This window comes from Alkalihalobacillus sp. TS-13, assembly GCF_019720915.1.
Classification (GTDB): domain Bacteria; phylum Bacillota; class Bacilli; order Bacillales; family Fictibacillaceae; genus Pseudalkalibacillus.
The window spans coordinates 19,745-36,773 of the sequence record NZ_JAHKSI010000004.1 but is presented as its reverse complement, the minus strand read 5'-3'; the positions used below and the strand labels follow the sequence as shown (position 1 = coordinate 36,773).

15 protein-coding genes are annotated in these 17,029 nt (G+C 48.8%); 4 read left to right on the top strand and 11 right to left on the bottom strand.

The genetic code is table 11. The features are described from left to right. Nucleotides 1–128: 128 nt before the first annotated feature. From mobQ to KOL94_RS20980, 7 genes are all read right to left on the bottom strand, one after another. Entirely contained in the window at nt 129–878 is a 750-nt protein-coding gene (gene mobQ, locus KOL94_RS21010; protein ID WP_221568654.1) for a MobQ family relaxase, read from the bottom strand. An 841-nt stretch (nt 879–1,719) separates the two neighbouring features. Beyond that, on the bottom strand, nt 1,720–2,010 hold the full coding sequence (locus tag KOL94_RS21005; protein ID WP_221568653.1) for a hypothetical protein: 291 nt from the start codon (nt 2,008–2,010) through the stop codon (nt 1,720–1,722). A 538-nt stretch (nt 2,011–2,548) separates the two neighbouring features. Beyond that, on the bottom strand, nt 2,549–2,986 hold the full coding sequence (locus tag KOL94_RS21000; RefSeq protein WP_221568652.1) for a hypothetical protein: 438 nt from the start codon (nt 2,984–2,986) through the stop codon (nt 2,549–2,551). A 156-nt stretch (nt 2,987–3,142) separates the two neighbouring features. After that, a complete protein-coding gene (locus KOL94_RS20995) occupies nt 3,143–3,439 on the bottom strand; it encodes a hypothetical protein (RefSeq protein ID WP_221568651.1) in 297 nt (98 codons plus the stop codon). Between the two features lie 278 nt (nt 3,440–3,717). Then, the gene (locus KOL94_RS20990) at nt 3,718–3,987 is read right to left on the bottom strand and encodes a hypothetical protein (RefSeq protein ID WP_221568650.1); all 270 of its coding nucleotides are present in this window, start codon (nt 3,985–3,987) and stop codon (nt 3,718–3,720) included. Between the two features lie 330 nt (nt 3,988–4,317). Next, complete coding sequence (locus KOL94_RS20985; protein WP_221568649.1) at nt 4,318–4,503, bottom strand: hypothetical protein; 186 nt, start codon at nt 4,501–4,503, stop codon at nt 4,318–4,320. Between the two features lie 648 nt (nt 4,504–5,151). Then, nucleotides 5,152–5,325 carry a hypothetical protein gene (locus KOL94_RS20980; protein ID WP_221568648.1) on the bottom strand — a complete coding sequence of 58 codons (174 nt, stop codon included), beginning with the start codon at nt 5,323–5,325 and terminating at the stop codon, nt 5,152–5,154. Nucleotides 5,326–5,697: 372 nt separating this feature from the next. Between KOL94_RS20980 and KOL94_RS20975 the strand changes: the two genes are divergently transcribed. After that, a complete protein-coding gene (locus KOL94_RS20975) occupies nt 5,698–6,954 on the top strand; it encodes an MFS transporter (RefSeq protein ID WP_221568647.1) in 1,257 nt (418 codons plus the stop codon). A gap of 1,749 nt (nt 6,955–8,703) precedes the next feature. On the opposite strand, the gene KOL94_RS20970 is transcribed toward KOL94_RS20975, so the two are convergent. Next, nucleotides 8,704–9,135, bottom strand: coding sequence for a hypothetical protein (locus KOL94_RS20970; RefSeq protein ID WP_221568646.1), 432 nt, complete (start codon nt 9,133–9,135; stop codon nt 8,704–8,706). A 716-nt stretch (nt 9,136–9,851) separates the two neighbouring features. Then, nucleotides 9,852–10,172: a hypothetical protein gene (locus KOL94_RS20965; RefSeq protein WP_221568645.1), complete on the bottom strand. Its 321-nt coding sequence runs from the start codon at nt 10,170–10,172 to the stop codon at nt 9,852–9,854. 649 nt (nt 10,173–10,821) lie between these two features. On the opposite strand from KOL94_RS20965, the gene KOL94_RS20960 reads away from it, so the two are divergent. From KOL94_RS20960 to KOL94_RS20950, 3 genes are all read left to right on the top strand, one after another. Next, nucleotides 10,822–11,073 carry a hypothetical protein gene (locus KOL94_RS20960; RefSeq protein ID WP_221568644.1) on the top strand — a complete coding sequence of 84 codons (252 nt, stop codon included), beginning with the start codon at nt 10,822–10,824 and terminating at the stop codon, nt 11,071–11,073. 99 nt (nt 11,074–11,172) lie between these two features. Continuing rightward, nucleotides 11,173–12,525 carry an MFS transporter gene (locus KOL94_RS25690; RefSeq protein ID WP_221568643.1) on the top strand — a complete coding sequence of 451 codons (1,353 nt, stop codon included), beginning with the start codon at nt 11,173–11,175 and terminating at the stop codon, nt 12,523–12,525. A gap of 293 nt (nt 12,526–12,818) precedes the next feature. Beyond that, nucleotides 12,819–12,983, top strand: coding sequence for a hypothetical protein (locus KOL94_RS20950; protein ID WP_221568642.1), 165 nt, complete (start codon nt 12,819–12,821; stop codon nt 12,981–12,983). On the opposite strand, the gene KOL94_RS20945 is transcribed toward KOL94_RS20950, so the two are convergent. Then, entirely contained in the window at nt 12,976–13,431 is a 456-nt protein-coding gene (locus KOL94_RS20945; RefSeq protein ID WP_221568641.1) for a hypothetical protein, read from the bottom strand. The two genes, KOL94_RS20950 and KOL94_RS20945, sit on opposite strands and share 8 nt — an antisense overlap. Before the next feature lie 788 nt (nt 13,432–14,219). Then, a complete protein-coding gene (locus tag KOL94_RS20940; protein ID WP_221568640.1) occupies nt 14,220–14,468 on the bottom strand; it encodes a hypothetical protein in 249 nt (82 codons plus the stop codon). Nucleotides 14,469–17,029: the final 2,561 nt, after the last annotated feature.

The window sequence follows — 17,029 nt, the reverse complement described above, 5'->3', positions numbered from 1 at the left end:
TATATCATATCTTCCATATGAAAGCACGAATAATTGAATTTGCAAGGGATTAACTCAAATTATAAATCGGATACTATTGTTACCGTGACTTTATAAAAATCAGTATAGAACCTTTAAGATAAATCACTTTATCTTTTTACTTTTTTCACCTCTTTATCCTCCTGATCCGCCTCTAACGCGAGCACAAGCTCATTATAGGCCAGACGTTCACGATTGATCTGACCCCGCTCGCTTACCATACCCTTTTTTTCCATCGCATGGGCAACATGACCGAGATGAATGGTTGGCAATAGCTTAAGTCTACGGGCCTCGTGAGAGAGATGGGTGATTCGTTTCTCAAAGTCTGCTTCCTCAAGGACTCGATTGACATGTTCCGCCCATTGTTGACGCCACCATTTCAGTAACCTTCGATCGTTCCACTCCCGGTTTTTCACCGTAAAACCTGCTTTTGAAATCTCTCGTGTCGGCAACATCACATGCACATGCGGATTCTTCTCATCATCACGATGAATGGCAATATCTGCAATCATACCTATATCAATAAAAGTCGTTTGCACATAGGTTTGAATTAAGTTCCGTTGTTGAAGGTTCGATAATTCAACTGGAAGGGCAATATTGATTTCTCTAGCCAATTGAGAATTTTTTCTCGTCTCCACTTGCTCCACGGCATTCCATAGACGATTGCGATCATACACCCATTCTGGTGCGTTTGGTGGTGCAATAATCATCGTCTCTGGCTTAACCGTTCGTTTGTAAAATTTAGGTTCCCCAGTCTGATCATCGATCAGCTTTTCCCCAGAACGATAACTGGCTGAAGCAACAGCTGATTGGCCATTACTTCGTGAAAGGATTTGAACGGAAAAGTGATAGATAGCCATGGTTGATCCCTCTCTTCAATAGAATGATTTAAATCTGTTAAACTGCTTTTTCCATTGTTAAGTAAAGATGAAATTGTCCATATTGGACGAGCAATTGACAAGGAATTTCAGGTACAAAAATAGGTTTGTATAAGTGCGCCCTTATAGAATAATTATACTACAGATGGGTGCAACATTGTGAAAAAATTTCAGAGAGTTGATAGCTTTTTTATAGATTACTAGTTTCCATGGTTAGGAGGGACTGAAAGGTGCTCGAATTAAACTTCCGAGGCACTGCACTTTAAGGTTCCGGTGGATCGGAGATGATAAAACTTAAAGTGCAGTCTACAACACAAGCTTTACTCAGACATGTTCGATTTATCCTTTGACGAAGTCAGAGGATAAATCGGGACATGTCGGATAAATCTTTGTAGATTTATCCGACCCGCGGCGCGGAGTTCCGAAGTCACCCTTACCTTTGGCTAACGGCTACAATGACCTTCACCGTTCGGGACTTGAACCCTAAAGCGTGTGCACATGCCGGGTACATAAGGAAAGGGGGATGTCCTTTACCGAAGGACTTCCCCCTTTATGATTCTTTGGAATATCAAAGCAAAGGAAAGTTTAAGGCAACACTTTCTCTCCTGGCATATATCGGATCTGCTACAAAGACCTCATCCCTTACACGAAGAAATTCCCAGTATTACATCCCGCAGATTCCGATTACATTGCGGGCACCGTGTAGTAAACGTGATGCCTCCGTATGAATGAATCTTCCCACACATGCAGGTCAAAAAACCTCGAAAAATCAACACTTATTTTCCTTTTGTTGAAGGCTAACCACAGGGGGCTTCGAGTAATCTCAGTTTTTACGCAGTTCACCCATCGTCTTGTTGATTTGATCCCGTGAAAGACCGGACATATTACGCCCTATAACGAGGACGATCCCCTTTACAGGTGTTGATACAAGCTTTCCAGCTACGACGTTTTCGGCCCCCTTGTTACTACTCCGCAGGACCCGATTATTGGAAAGACGAAAATTCCTCGGTTGTCCCTTCAAATAGACACGTGTTACACGAGCGTGTTCTTCTGGATTATCCGGAACAGCAATTTGCGTAACCTTTCCATTAGGGTCGATCTTAATGGCGATCATAGTTCCTCTTTTCCGTTTTACAGGGATCTAATTGAGAGGTGACATGACTCGGGACCTGCCTACTGCTCTATCCTTTTGCCCCCCCCCTTGTGTCGTCATCTCCTCCGAACAAGCACAACAGTACCGGGTGACAGGCTCACGCGCAAGCTGAAGTCGGGTTACTTCAGTGTGAGGTACCTCACACTGAAACAGTGGACACGCTCTCTCCTGGAGGGAAAACAGCCGACATTCGGACGACCACCCAAGCCCCTTACCCCCTTCTCCGTAGCCCGCGCTTGTGCCGAACTAAAAACAAGTGTAAAACCCTTAAACAACGTCAAATCATACAATCTGGGAAAAGATTGATGCCCAACATAAAGAAATCCCTAAATCTTACACGACCCCAACCCCGACATGTTCGATTTATCCGCCAGGAAAAATCAGGACATGTCGGATAAATCCGGATATTTAAATAGCTGGATTTATCCGGTGCCGCCGAGATACAAATAAACCCAAACCACCCCCCGATTCTCCGGGGGGTGGCGGGGCGTGAAGGGATTTAAAGCTGCAAGCTCCCTTCCCGGGCCTCGATGACCGTTCCATCCGGTCGTGTGATGGTGACTCCCTTCAATGTCCATGTACCGGAAACAGAGGCGGGGATAGGGGAAAGCGTCTTCTCGATCGGAGTCGCATCCGTTTGCGGAATCGCTTCCTTCTTCCGCAAACGCTTGTAAAGCACCATGAAAAGATTGGACAGATACATGGCGACGGTTATCAGGGGGTTAAGCATCATGCCGGGCTGCGTGGAAATGACGAAGTAATAGATGTACATCAATTGGACAAGAAAGCCCACGAAAAAGAGCGTGCACAGTTTGCGAACGCTCGACTTCTCCGGCCTCCTCGAAAGATAGGCAATCATCCATTGAACGCCGACGGAGATGATGGAAATGGTAAACGTGATCCAGTCCCAAAACGTGTACGAGCCAAAAGAAAACATGTTCCGATTCCCTTCCTCATTATGCCGAAGATGCCTGACTATCTCCGGAACAGCTTTAGAGTTCCGGTCGTGCTGTGGTTTGCTCTCCTTCTCGAACCAGTGCCACTATAACAGGTCCAGACCCTCGTGCACTAGATCACGGTGGTGTGAGGTGCGTCACACCACCGTCTTCTTCCCGCTCCTTGCCCGCTTCCGCATCTGGTACAATTTCCGCAACTCACGGTAGCACCAAACGATTGCAAAGCCGTTCATGGGAAACCAACTAACAATGGCGCAGATGGCGGGAGGATACCCAGAAATAAGGAAGATTCCGATGAACAAAAAATAAATCTGGGAAAATAGGATGACCCAGATCCCGGTAAACTTCTTCTTCTTTTCCTCGGACCTGCTCAAGAAGAGTCCAATGATCCCAACCCAACCGACAACATAACTGAAAAGATATATGATGGACACTTTCTCTCTCCTCTATGTCTCTTGAAGGGTCTCCCCCGAACAAGCACAACAGTACCGGGTTACGGACTCTGATGCAAACTGAAACCGCCCCCCCCCCCCGTGGTGTGAGGTGACTCACGGGGAAAAAGACAAGCGCAACAAAGAGGTCCTCGGAAAATCCGAGCAAGCTCCACTCTCCTCGTAGCCCGCGCTTTTGCAGCACAAAAATCGACCGTAACCTTAAGATCACACCTTCTGAACCTGGTTCCCTACAGACATGTTCGATTTATCCGCCAGGATCAATCAGGACATGTCGGATAAATCCGGATATAGGCATATCGGGATTTATCCGATGCCGGCACAAACGAATCATTTTCCTTCCCCTTCAGGAAATAAGAGCGGGGACCGTTTTCCGTCCCCGCTCTTATGACATCTCCGAAGAAACCGGCTCCATGTTCCGTCAAATGAACTGATTTCTTCAGATGATGATCAAAGCCCCAGGTTTTCCAGCCAGGTACGTGTGTAGTAAACGATGCGGTGCCGCTTGTTCCGGTGCGTGACGATGACACACCCGGCCTGAAGGCTCCCGCTCACTTTCCATACCGGGCATCCCTTCCGGTCCGTGAGGCGCCCGAGATACTGCATTTCCCGGAGGGCTTCCCCGACCGTCTTTTCCCGATCCCTCCACCTCCGCGAATCCTCGCATATTACGGGGAACTCGCTACCGTTTCCATACGTCTGTCGGAATTGCTTCGGCACGTTCCTGCCTCCTTCGTTCCGTGGTGCCACCACACTAGCAAAGGCATCCCTGCTTGTCTACTTCCACAGGTGTGATGCTGTTCACACGGGAAGACCACGGGGGCCTTCCCGTGTTGGAAAGCCCCCGTAGCCTTTGATAACTAACCGAACCGCTTCACGTACTCCAGGACTTCCCGCGCGTTGGTGAACACCTGCGGGGTGCCGTTACGGGTCTCAAACACCACCCATTCCCCACTTCCCTTACGGTGCCAACGGTTGATCTTGCGCTTCGTACAAACCTCGCGGAGGGCGTCCCTGGCATCCTTATTGATGTGCTGACGGTCCATCGTATCTCCCTTTCCGGTCTTCACTCTTCCCGAGCAACACCCAGCATACACAGTGTCCCGCTTCCTGTCCAAACCCCCGATGTCAGACAGCTCACATCAAAGGAAGTAGACACAGACCGGTTGGTCAGGTAGATTCATACCAATTAACGAAATCGATCTCTAGGGGGAACAGCATGGCGCATACACCGTGTACGAAGTGTGGGGCCACCGCAAACTATAAGTGCTGTGGGCGCTTCTACTGTGGGAAACACTTCAAGGCGCATCGCTACGGTTCCCATTAGGGAAAACTAGACAGGTGCCAGTTCTCAAGAGGAACTGGCACCTGTCCCCACGTTTCTCACCAAAGCTCCATCCAAAAACATACGTCCGCCGGAAAAACCGAGCACGCCCAAAGCCTTCCTCCCTTAGCCCGCCTCTTTCGGACCATGATTCTACCGATGAAGACAACGTAGCCTGACAGCGGAAACCATTAGACATGTTCGATTGATCCTTGGACGAAGTCCGGGGATCAATCAGGACATGTCGGATAAATTCCAAGGATTTATCCGGTGCAGACACCCATAACGAAGAGGCATACTTGCCCTCCGTTATGGGTATCCACCGTCCATAGAAATTCCCTGCCACGCAATAAAAAAAACAGGGCTTTGGTTAGGAACGGATAACCACCGGGTCGAGATGGCGGATACGGAATGCAAAGTTCGTCAAATCCGCATACGTCGTTCGCTTCCATGCGATCAGGCGGTAATCATTCAGTGTCCAATTGTGATCCGCTCTATCCTTCGGGTCAAGGACACGAGACTTATCCGCCAGAAGGGTCCACATCTTCCCTTCGTCCTTCTGCTCTTCCGCCGTGACCCAGGCGACCGGGATTCCTTGCCATTTTGGGACGTGGCCATGGGAACGGGGGCGGTGATGCTCTGGGTCGGCTTTTGGGCAGGAGCTTGAAACTTTCGTATTGGCTGGGAAACCGCGCATACGAACGAATCAAGGACCATAATAAGTAAACTTAACAGTCATATGTGAGCGACCTCATACCTGCCACCTTGCACGCTCCTTCCCAACCTGGTAAGGTGGTTCCCAACGCGAAAGAACGAACGAGAGAAAGGACGTTTCGTGTCCTCTGACACACGCGCCGCTATTTACTCCAGCATCATTCGGAATTGGTTCTTGTTTGGACCCATCCCGGTCACTCTCATGCTCTATATCGGCGCTTCTCCTCTCCATATCTCCACCGTAGTAAGTATGTTGTCCCTCGCCAAACCCATTGAGTGGGTGGTCCCTCGCTTGATGCGTCGTTTCACCGACCGGAAACGCATGTTCACGTGGTGCAGTATGTTGGAACTCGCTTTTCTGGTTGCTGCCGGTCCCCTCGCCTTGATCATGCCGGATGATTGGCAATTGCTGGTCTTCATCGCTTGTTATCTTCTAACGGCCATCTGTATGTCCATCAGTATGGCTTATTGGACCTCTCTTATCGGAGACGTCATCCCGCGAGAAGAACACGGGACTTACTTTGGTAACCGGCAAATGGTTTCCTTCTTGGCAGGATTCATTGCCTTGATCGTGGGCGGCGCGGTATTGGAATGGATGGGGGAAACCATCGGATTCGGTTTGTTGTATCTGAGTAGTGCCGTGTTGCTGGTCGTCCGTTTGTTCATCTTGCGGAAATACCCCAATCCCCCGTTTGTCCAATCGATGGAAACAAGTCTCCTTCGCATGATGCGAAAACCGCTCGCGGATCATGCATTTATGAAGATGACCGCTTTTCTAGCGGGATTTATGTTCATCATGTACTTTGCGGCCGCCCAGCTTTCCTATATTCTGCTCCGTGTCCTGGCCATTGACCCCTTTTGGGTCACTATTGCCTCTGCGATCGCAGTGGGCATGCAGACGATAGCGTCATCTGTCTGGGGGCGATTGACCAAAAAGCACCCGATCCGAACCCTTTTCCTATGGACATTGCTTGCCCTTACAATCGTTTGGCTCCTGTTTGCGGGGCTGATGGTTCTTCCAGCCCTATTCCTGATTATGGTGATTCAGGTCGTATCCGGTGTGGGGCTGGGTGGATGGCGGCTGTTTCCCCTCCTGTATCGCCTCAATGCGCCACACACCGAACGTCCGGCCTATTCGGGAATGTTTAACGCACTGACCGGTATGGCTGGTTTTTCCGGTGGGCTTCTGGGTGGATTCGTCTATGATCAGACCGAATCCATCTGGATACAAAGCATCGGTATTCCGGTAACCACTGGTCTTGTGCTTCTGATCCTGACGGGAGTCGCGCACTATGCCATTCCCCATCTCAATCGTCTGGAAAAGGAGCAAGCGGACGGACGCAAACTGCTGCGGTTCCTCTCAAAGATGGAAAAGCGCAGCAATCGAAACCTAACCCGCATAGAAAATGCCTTGACCCGCATGGAAAGGCGAATCGACGCTCTTCAAGGGCAGGTTTAAGAAAGCGCATTCCCGTCTAGTATAACGGAATAGCGGTCCGGTTCCTTTGTGATAAGAGGGACCGGACCGCTTAGCCTTTTCATGAACCTGTATAGGCAGGGAATGAACGGTCGAGGTCACAGGCAGTACATGGCCGATTACGTGAGGGCCCCCTCGCTTCCCATAGCCCGCCTCTTCTAAACTACGAATCTACCGAAAGAAATCTACGAACCCGGTGTCCAACCGACCGGAACATGTTCGATTTTTCCCTTGACGAAGGCAGGGGATAAATCAGGACATGTCGGATAAATCCTTAAGGATTTATCCGAGCCGGCGGAAGCACGAAAATGCCGAAAAATTCGCTACACTGCGTTATCGTTTCTCTAACTATGTATTGGAATTCCTCCGCATAAAGGGAGAGCCCTCCATGGTGGAGGGCTCTCCCTTTAAACCGTTCTTAGGAGTACTTCATTAGGCATGATGGACACGGTGTGACCATCTTCCCGTCGATCTTGATCGGAATTGTTCCAGCCTTATTGTTACACCCCTTCACCTCACACTTAATGTGGTTCCGACGCTTCCGCCCCGTTTTCTTAACTATGATTCTCTACTCTTAACGATTCCGGATGTTTTCTGACGATTGACAAGGAAAACTTTATCCTATAATCCTCCCCCTGTCTGTAGCTAAACTCCTACTTATCACACTCCGGTCAGACCTGTCTTCTTGAGGGGGACCCTTACACTTCTTGTACTTCTTCTCAGGCAAGGATTGATCTAATCTTCCTTGTAGCTCTTGCTGACAGGAACAACATTACTTCATCTGGGGCACTCATTCAAGCCCAACCATGTCTCGTGATAGTGAGATGGATCACACCAAAAGTCAGCACTTCGCCCCCCCCTGCTTCATAGCCAGCGCTTTACAAGAAACCTCCCACTTGCCGCAACCATCCTTAATAAGGTCGCGGGGGGCGAATCATCGTCTCCCAGGTGGAACAATCCCGACGGCGTCCCGTGTTCGGACGGAAACCGAAAGACCGATACCAGCTCTTCAGTCGCCGCACGTTCCCGCCAAACTGGTTACTTGGGGTAAGAGCCACGGTGTCGGAATGGGCATCGGCCAACTCCAGCAGGCTTCGCATGACCTGGGTTCCGATGCCGTTGCCTCGCTCTGACTCGCTCACCTGAATGTGCGAAAGGATGACGATGCCAGCTTTATTACGTGTCAAGGTAAGGGCTTCCAGACTTTCGTACCGGTCCATTTGCGCTTTCACAAATGGGGACATCCAGTGGCTTGGCATAGGGAGCCTTTCTTCTCGACGTCTCTTCCCCCTATTATAAGACCAGCCCCCGTGGATACAAGGCAGCATCGATTACAGGAGGATAACGACCCAGCAATCCTAAAATGGCTGTAAGCAGAAATACCGTTATTCCCTCCCCCAACGTCAGCCGTTGTAATCTCCATTGACTTGCGGCCAGAAGGAAGCTGGAGCGATCAAAATAGGGGAAGACAATCGCCAAGTTCAGCGGTAGATTAGGCCCCAGCTCTCCCACATGTTCGATTTATCTTTCGACTTGTCGGAGGATAAATCAGGACATGTCCGATAAATCCGGATATAAACATATCTGGATTTATCCTAGGAGAAACAACCTTAACGAAGGGACTTCCCAAAACTCGTTAAGGTTGTTGAACACCAAAGGCAATTCTCTATACTATTCAACTGTATAAGGAGTATACGGAAGTTATCCGAAACATTCGCTGTTGCATATTTTCTATAGTGATTCCCAAGTATGGAGAACTACTGGTTCAAGATGAGCGATATAGAATTCAAAGTTGTTCAAATCCGTATACTTCGTTCGCTTCCATCCCTTCTTAGTCTGAATCACTTCCATCTGTTCAACAATGAACTCATTGTTAGGGTCAATGTAGATGATCTCATAGAAAAAACGACCCTCGTTTACTTTCCATTCCGTCAAATGATAAGTTTCAACGCTCCATTCAAAGTCCGCGTCATCCTTTGGATCAAGTGCAATGGACTTCTTAGCTAGAAGGGCATACATCGTTCCTTCGTCATTCTGGACCTCGGCATTTATCCATGCAACGGGAACCTGTGCCGGATCCTTGTCCGGTTCCTGTGGCACACAAGCCACCGTCACAATGCCCAGTACCATAGACAGCAGATAAAAATAGCGAACCCTGTGCATCGATACTCCTTAATCCTCGGGTCCCTCTCTCGATCCAATACCCATTCTTCCAGTCAGCCCCTCCCTTGTCAAGTCTCTTCCCTGTACTCTCCATGTGAGGGAGGATGCCGTGCCATTCTGGGATGTGGCCATGGGAACGGGGGCGGTAATGCTTTGGGTTACCTTTTGGGCTATAATCGTAAGACTTGGAGCTTGGCCGGGATCGTGATTACGCACGAACCAAAGAGTTTCAAGGAAGCAACGATAGACAGGGGGAAGTAAACGGTCCTCGTTCGTAACCTGCGAACTTGCCTGCCTCTCCTATACGTAGTAGGATGGTTCCCATCACGCGATGAACAGAACGAGAGAAAGGACCTTTCGTGTCTCCTGACACACGTGCCGCTATCTTTTCCAGCATTATTCGAAATTGGTTCCTGTTCGGGCCTATTCCAGTCGCCCTTATTCTCTATCTCGGTATAATGGCTTATGTTAGCGATACTCTCGCCTGTGAGGCTTTCATGGTTTATATTTTCGCTGTTTGTCCCCTCTATCCTCTTGTTCTGATTTTCTGTATTCCCTTCAAGCCTGCCGTCTATTGTTCCCCGTCTCCTACACGCTATTTTTCTTGGGGGAGTTATGGGGACGAACCTTTTTTGAGTGTTGCAATTGCCTAATGTAACCTATGCATGGAATATACACCCCCACCCGCTTCTACTGGTGACGGGTGATTGTACGGTTTACCGTATTCGCTTATCGAAGGATGAACAAGATACCGTAGGATGGAAGCTTGATCTGGCCATACCTCTTAAACCATAAGGAGGTCTTTGGGCTGAAAGTCTTTCAGATTTACTAGATAGACTTTGCTCCCCCAGAAACCTTAGGAGGATGACAGCCTGTATCCGTAATACACCAAATGCTTCCAGCGCACCACCGACACATGGCTGATTAGGTGAACTGATCCCGCCCTTTTCCGAAACCAAAACGAACAGAAAGATGGTGCCACAACCTATAGATGCAGGTACACCAAGACAATCACACACGCCAACCTTTCTGGACATGTTCGATTTATCCTTTGACGAAGTCAGGGGATAAATCAGGACATGTCGGATAAATCCCCTGGATTTATCTGGCCCGCACTTTTCTCCATTAAAAAAGTGGTTATCTCCTTTTCGAGATAACCACTTTCCTTTGTGCTCCTACTAAAACTGAAGGCCGGACGTTTTAGGAACTGCCAACTATTTTACACAGAGTTTCGGTGGCGCCATTCCCTCTCCGTGCGATTGACCTGATCCCGTGTAAGACCGGAACGGTTTCGACCGGTAATCAGAGTCACTCCCTTGCCGGTCCACTCCACGCGATCTCCCGGAAGGTTATTACGCGTGGGGGTGGTACCGACATACTTACGCATAATCCTGGTCCATGCTGCCCCATCATCAGATAAGGCTACCTGCATAAACCTTCCATTCTCTATCTTAATGGCAATCATGAAGCTCCTTCCCCCCCATCGTCCGTTAACTCTGGGGTGGTTGTCGGTTTGTGAGTACCACTCTACCCGAATAATCGACCACCTTGGTACCCCATCCTTATGTGATCTGACTCACACCTAAATCTTGATCCATACATAGACGTGAGGTAGATCACACGAACAAAAGTGGACCGATATGAAGCGAGCTGGTAGCATCATGCTGATCGGCCTGAAATCCAATGATGAGAGGTGATCTCTGCTTGACGCAAAACCCACATCTACTAATATCAAGCGGTGTGAACGACCGAACACGTAAGGAGTTGATTTTGCCTATTTGGGATGTCGCACTCGGGACGATTAGTTCCTTTCTCTTCCTTGTTTTCTGGGCAGGAACCCTTAAACTTGCCGCATGGTTGGGAAATCGCACCCGCGAACGGAACCGTTACAATGAAGCGAACCTAAACACGATTGACAAAAACAAGACACTAGACTGATAAACCAGTCACACTGACCCCCTATAGACTCTTTCGATCCCCCTTCCGGCCCGTCATCTGATAGTGTGTTTCACGTTCGCAAGAGAGAAAGGATTTTCCGTGTCTCCTGACACACAAGCCTCCATCCTTTCCGGGATTATCCGGAGTTGGCTTCTTAAGGGGCCCATCCTTGTTGCCTTCCTGCTTTATATCGGGGCCAATCCCTTGCATATCTCCATCGTGCTCGGCATGACATCCATTGTAAAGCCGATTCAATGGTTTGTCCCTCGATTGATGCATACCTTTCCAAACCGGAAGCGCATGTTCATTTTGAGTGATTTTTTTGAATTTTTCTTCTTGATTGCAGCAGGACCCATCGCTTTGATCATGCCTAATCATTTGCGCTTGCCGGTATTTATGGCTTCATTTCTGTTGTCTACGATCTTCATGTCCGTAAGTATTTCCTATTGGACGTCACTGATTAGTGATGCGGTGCCGGAAGGAAAACAAGGTACCTACTTTGGAAACCGGCAGATGCTCGCTTTTACCTCTGGTTCCTTGGCTGTTATTACCGGTGGAATCATCCTAGACCGCATGGATGAAACCATGGGTTTCTGCTTGCTGTTTATTGCTAGCGCGGCATTGATGATCTTCCGTATGTTCATCTTGCGGCAATATCCAAATCCCCTGTTTGAAAGGTCTACGGAAACAAGTCTGTTCCGTATGATGCAAAAGCCATTCGCAGACCGACCGTTTATGAAAATGACGGTTTTTCTTGCGGGTTTCATGTTCATCCTGCACTTTATCTCGGTTCAACTGAGCTTTATTACTTTCAATGTTTTGGGGATTGATCCGTATTGGGCTTCTGTGATGTTTGCGATTTTCGCAGGGGCGCATATGGCGTCTTCTTACGTATGGGGACGTTTGACCCAACGGTATCCGACCCGAACGCTTCTCATCTTGTCCTTGGTATTCATGGCACTTGGCTGGATGCTGTTTGCTGGACTTGTTGTCATGCCTGCTCTGGTGCTTCTTGTATGGGTTAATATTCTGTACGGGATTGGGCATGGAGGGATCCAACTATTCAGCCTTTTGTACAGGATCGATACTCCCCGATCGGAACGTCCCGCGTATTCAGGAATGTTTAATACGATCACTGGATTGACTGGGTTTATGGGTGGCTTTCTTGGCGGTATCGTGTATAATCAAACAGCATCCGTGAGGCTTCAAAGTATCGAAATTCCCGTAATAAGTGGAATCCTACTAATGGTACTCGCTCTGTTGTCTCCCTACGCCATCCCGCATCGGAATACCAAGGAAAGGTACGAGTCCAACCTTCAACAATTGCAGCGGAAGCTGTCTCGTCAGCTCTTTCTACAGGAAAAGCGCTCGCATCTTCGATCGAATCGGCGAGCATGGCAGCTTTCCCGAATGGAACGGAGGTTGAACAGGTTGAAGCAACGTCTAGGATAAATCTTCCCCCGTCGTAAAAATAAAGTGCGGCCCAAATTCTGGGCCGCACTTTATTATACAAATAGGAGGAGTTTCAGACCCGGCAGGTACCTGGATTCCGAGCGCCGGTTGTCGGATGACCAGATCAAGCCCACACCAACCTCCCCGTTGCCAGCCATTTTCGTTCCACAACGGCGCTAACCCTAAAACGCTAACAGATGTACACTACGCCCACCCAGACATGTTCGATTTATCCTTTGACGAAGTCGAAGGATAAATCAGGACATGTCCGATAAATCCACATATATGGATATATGTGGATTTATCGATTCCGCCGCTTGATGCATAAATTTACTTATAACCAAAAAGACAGAGCGACCATTCTCTATTTAGGGTGGCCGCTCTGTCTTCTTGTTCCAATCAACCGTGAAACAAGCGGGTTCAGTTCTAGAAGTTACTTCATCTCATGGTTCAGATGATTACTCCCTCCCTCTTGAGAATCCCCATCCAATATTGACGTGCTTGCTCCGTATCCGCCCCATGAGCCATTGCTTGCAAATTCAGTTGCTCACGCTTGGGAATCAAACGGACAAGCGAAGCCTTACCGGTAAGCTTATGACGCATACGATACCACATCCTGCGAAGCTTTTGGTACAAGACCTTCATTTGCTTACGCTTATACAGCATAAGCAAATTGAAGATATACATGAACGTCGAAAGTCCGGGATTAATCAATATCCCGTATTCCATAATGCTCACAAAGTAACAGATATATACCAACTGAACAACAGTACCCGATGTAAACAGGGTACCCAATTTCCGTCGACTTGTCTTACCCCCCCTCCTTGAGAGTGTTGCAATGATAAACTGGATCGATACCGATATGACCGAAAGGATAAACGTTACGAGATCCCAAATATCGAACATGACACCGTCCTTGAGTCGTTGGGTAAATCACAAAAGGGCGGCCCGGAAGTGATTGTCAACTATGTGTGTCTCCCACATTTACCGGGACCCATCTCTCACAAGGCACACACTACTGGATTCCTGTTGCTAACACAAGTGGAATCTATGTCTAACCAGACCTCCCGGGGTGTGAGACACCTCACATCCAGATCCCGCAGTTCGGTTTGACCCGATACACGTGCATACTGGACAACCAGAACGGTATCAGACCTCAACCGACACTCAGCTCATTAGGTAGATTCTGACTACCCTTTTAGCGGAAGCTGTACTATCCCTCCACGTAATCGAAGGAAAAAGCAAAGGTCTGGGTGCCTCTGGTCATATGAACGAAAGGAACCTTCGTCCACTCGGGCAGAATGCAGCCTCCCTGAAAGTCAGATAGAAAGCGATTTCCGATACTAGATACCCTAGATATGTTCGATTGATCCTTTGACGGAGTCAGGGGATCAATCAGGACATGTCGGATAAATCCATATATGGTTATATATGGATTTATCCGCTAACGATTGTACGCCCTGAAACATGACAAGTAAGGTTTTCACACATATTGTAAAAAGGAGCGGTCAGCCTCCCTCTCCGGAAAGGCTGACCACTTCCCTAAATGTAATTGGTTTTCACGAGTCAACGGCCATCAATCACCGAGCTGTTTTACTAAGGTATCTGCGTCCCCCAAAGATGTATGAACGCTACGATATCGGGTCGGGGATAAAGCTTGGTCTCGAAATTGTCCATATTTAGTATCGGGATACTTATGCTCTGTTTGGAAATCCGAGCACCTTTAGTGTCTCGTTGGCCAGCCAAACACCGTTGTTATCCCCCATCAAGTGGGAAATATCTACAATCTTAGAAATACCGGGGCCTTGAACCTTGTATTCCTCCCCTCTGTTGTGCTTAATCACGTAATTGTGACCATCAGCGCCAGTGAACCAGACCGTATGTCCATCGAATTTAGCCGAGAGGGCATGCTGATTGGAAAGATACGCTTGGGCCGTAGCCATTGTTTCTCGAGGATTAGACACTCTGATAACCTTTCTTATCGTATCCATATCGGGGAGATCACGGTAACCGAATCATGCCCTCGTTTATGTGATCATCGTGACATTCACCCACATTTCCGATTCTGACACACATACCTATGACGGCCGTAATCATACTTGGCCTTTCCACCACACTTCGGACAGTCCATACTTTCCTCCATGGTTGGTCATTCCGTCGGACAGCTCTTTGCCCGACACGAACCACCGTACCGGATCTCGACCACCTATGCAAATTGAATCCGATTGAGTAGGTGTGACCAAGGTCACATTCTCTCCTACCTTCCGTATTTGACTAGCAATACTGCTCTTTTATCTTACAGGCTTATCCCTTTTTCTGTGGATGTACACATATCCTCCTACCACACTTTGGACATGGCGGCCAGTCCTTCGGCGGTTCTCCAGATGGTCGAGAACACACGATCACGTTCACTATTCCTCCTTTTTGTCAAGGAACATTGCTGCCGGACAGGAACAACTGTACCGGACTGAGGACCCTCCGATTCACGTGCCTAGTCCTGAAGGTGTAACTTCTATCACATCCGTCGCCCCTTAGCACGCGCTCGGCGTGCCTTTGAATACAGCTGGCCTGATCAACCTCGTTCACTCTCTTTACAGGGTTGCTTTTAGCGATTTATCTGACAATCATCATTGAGGACTTACCCCTGGAACTCCGGAAGGGTTCCATGCCATTTCAACCGCAACCCCTCCCTTTCCCCTTGACATGTTCGATTGATCCCCTGACAAAGTTAGGGGATCAATCCGGATATGTGCAATATCTGGATTGATCAGGTCCCGGTTCTTACGTTCCGTAACGATTTCTTACGCTGAGTCCCTTCACAAGTTCACAAGGTGACGCACACAAGCGACCAGCCCTATGACTTCTCTCACACCATGCGTACGTGTGCAAACCAACTGAAAGTGCTAAGCTAAGTCCTGCAAGTTCCCAGTGAGAGAAAGAGAGAAACCGTTGAAGCGGTGCACAAACTGCAAGGAGTCCCAGAACCTCACCGCCCTGTGGTGCAATCCCCGTCAAAAGATGTGCCCGGAGCACTGGCGCCACCACGTGAAGTCCTGTGACAAGTGTAAGCGATACTACCCCGCTACATAAGTCACTGTGGTTGCCCCTTCGCCATTTAGAGGAGGAAGGGGCAACCACCCCTGTACTTAGGATACCTAACCCCCACCTCCCCCGCAGCCCGCCTTTTCAGGATTACCCTCCTTGCCGAGAAAGGAACAGTATCCAGACAAGACAACCGTAGAAAAGGGTAGGTATAACGATATCCCAAGAAATCTCTTTGACTAGGAAGGGTCGAAATGCTCACAAGGAGGGATGCAGCCCCCTGAGAAATGTACAACAATGAGCGAAAAGGGTTCGCACATCGGCTAAACATGACCCGGTATGCTGACCCAGACATGTTCGATTTATCCCTTGGCGGAGTCAGGGGATAAATCAGGACATGTCGGATAAATCATGGATATGTCCATATCCCAATTTATCCAAAACCGGTGCAATAGAAACGCAAAGCACCGAGTGACGTCACTTGATCACAAGCTGAACCAAAGAAAGTGGGCAGCCTCCCCGGGGAGGCTGCCCGGTTACTGCTCTGGGGTTTGGTCCTGTTCTTGTTCGGTTTGGTCCTGTTCTTGTTCCTCCGGTTGCCCTGTAAAAATTCTGATGACCTCATGAACTGGATCGATATCGGCGGGCAACTGAATCCTCCAATACGAATTGAAATTTACAGCAAGGGGACACTCATTCTAGCGGTCTCTTCGCTGCCTAACTTAATGGTAGCCGCGGCCTCAGTCGGTCTCCGGCTGCTGATCCTGACCCGTGCGCTGGTCCGTAGTGCCCTCCTCGGGATCCTCATTACAGCTCTCGTGACTGTAGCAGTAGTCCGGATCCTTCGGGTCCTTCATCTCCATTCCCTTCCCTTACTGAGGGCGTCTCCCCCGGACAAAAACAACAGTACCGGGTACCGAACTCCGGCGCAAATCAAAACCGGTCAATCGTGATGTGAGGTGTCTCACACCTATTTGACAATTCTTCACAAATTTCCTGGATTAGAGATTGTCAGTTAGATCCCAGAAACGCGAAAGGTTTATCCAATGCTGCATTATTTCTCACCCGAAGGCTGGTCAGAACGTCGAACTGAAGAACGAAAACATGTCCTCATCAGAGACTGGTGTGACCGGATCAAGGGTCAACCCTGGAAGAACGTGAAGGGAATTTCCCCTTGCAGTCAGCAGAAAAGCACGATAATGAAGTCCTTTACGCCATGATCGGTTCCAACCCTCACCTCATTCACATCTCGGAACTTCCGAACTAAGAAACATCGGGTTTGCCCTCTCTCTGTTAGACGGAGGGGAAACCTCCCACCCTTCAAAAATTACCTCAAAACACCTACACATAGCCAGCGCTTTTCAGAACCACAACGGACCGTAAACCTCTTACAGACGATAACAGCCCCCAAACAGCATGAAACGATGCCCCCAACTAAAGGGAGCAATTCTCTTACGCAACT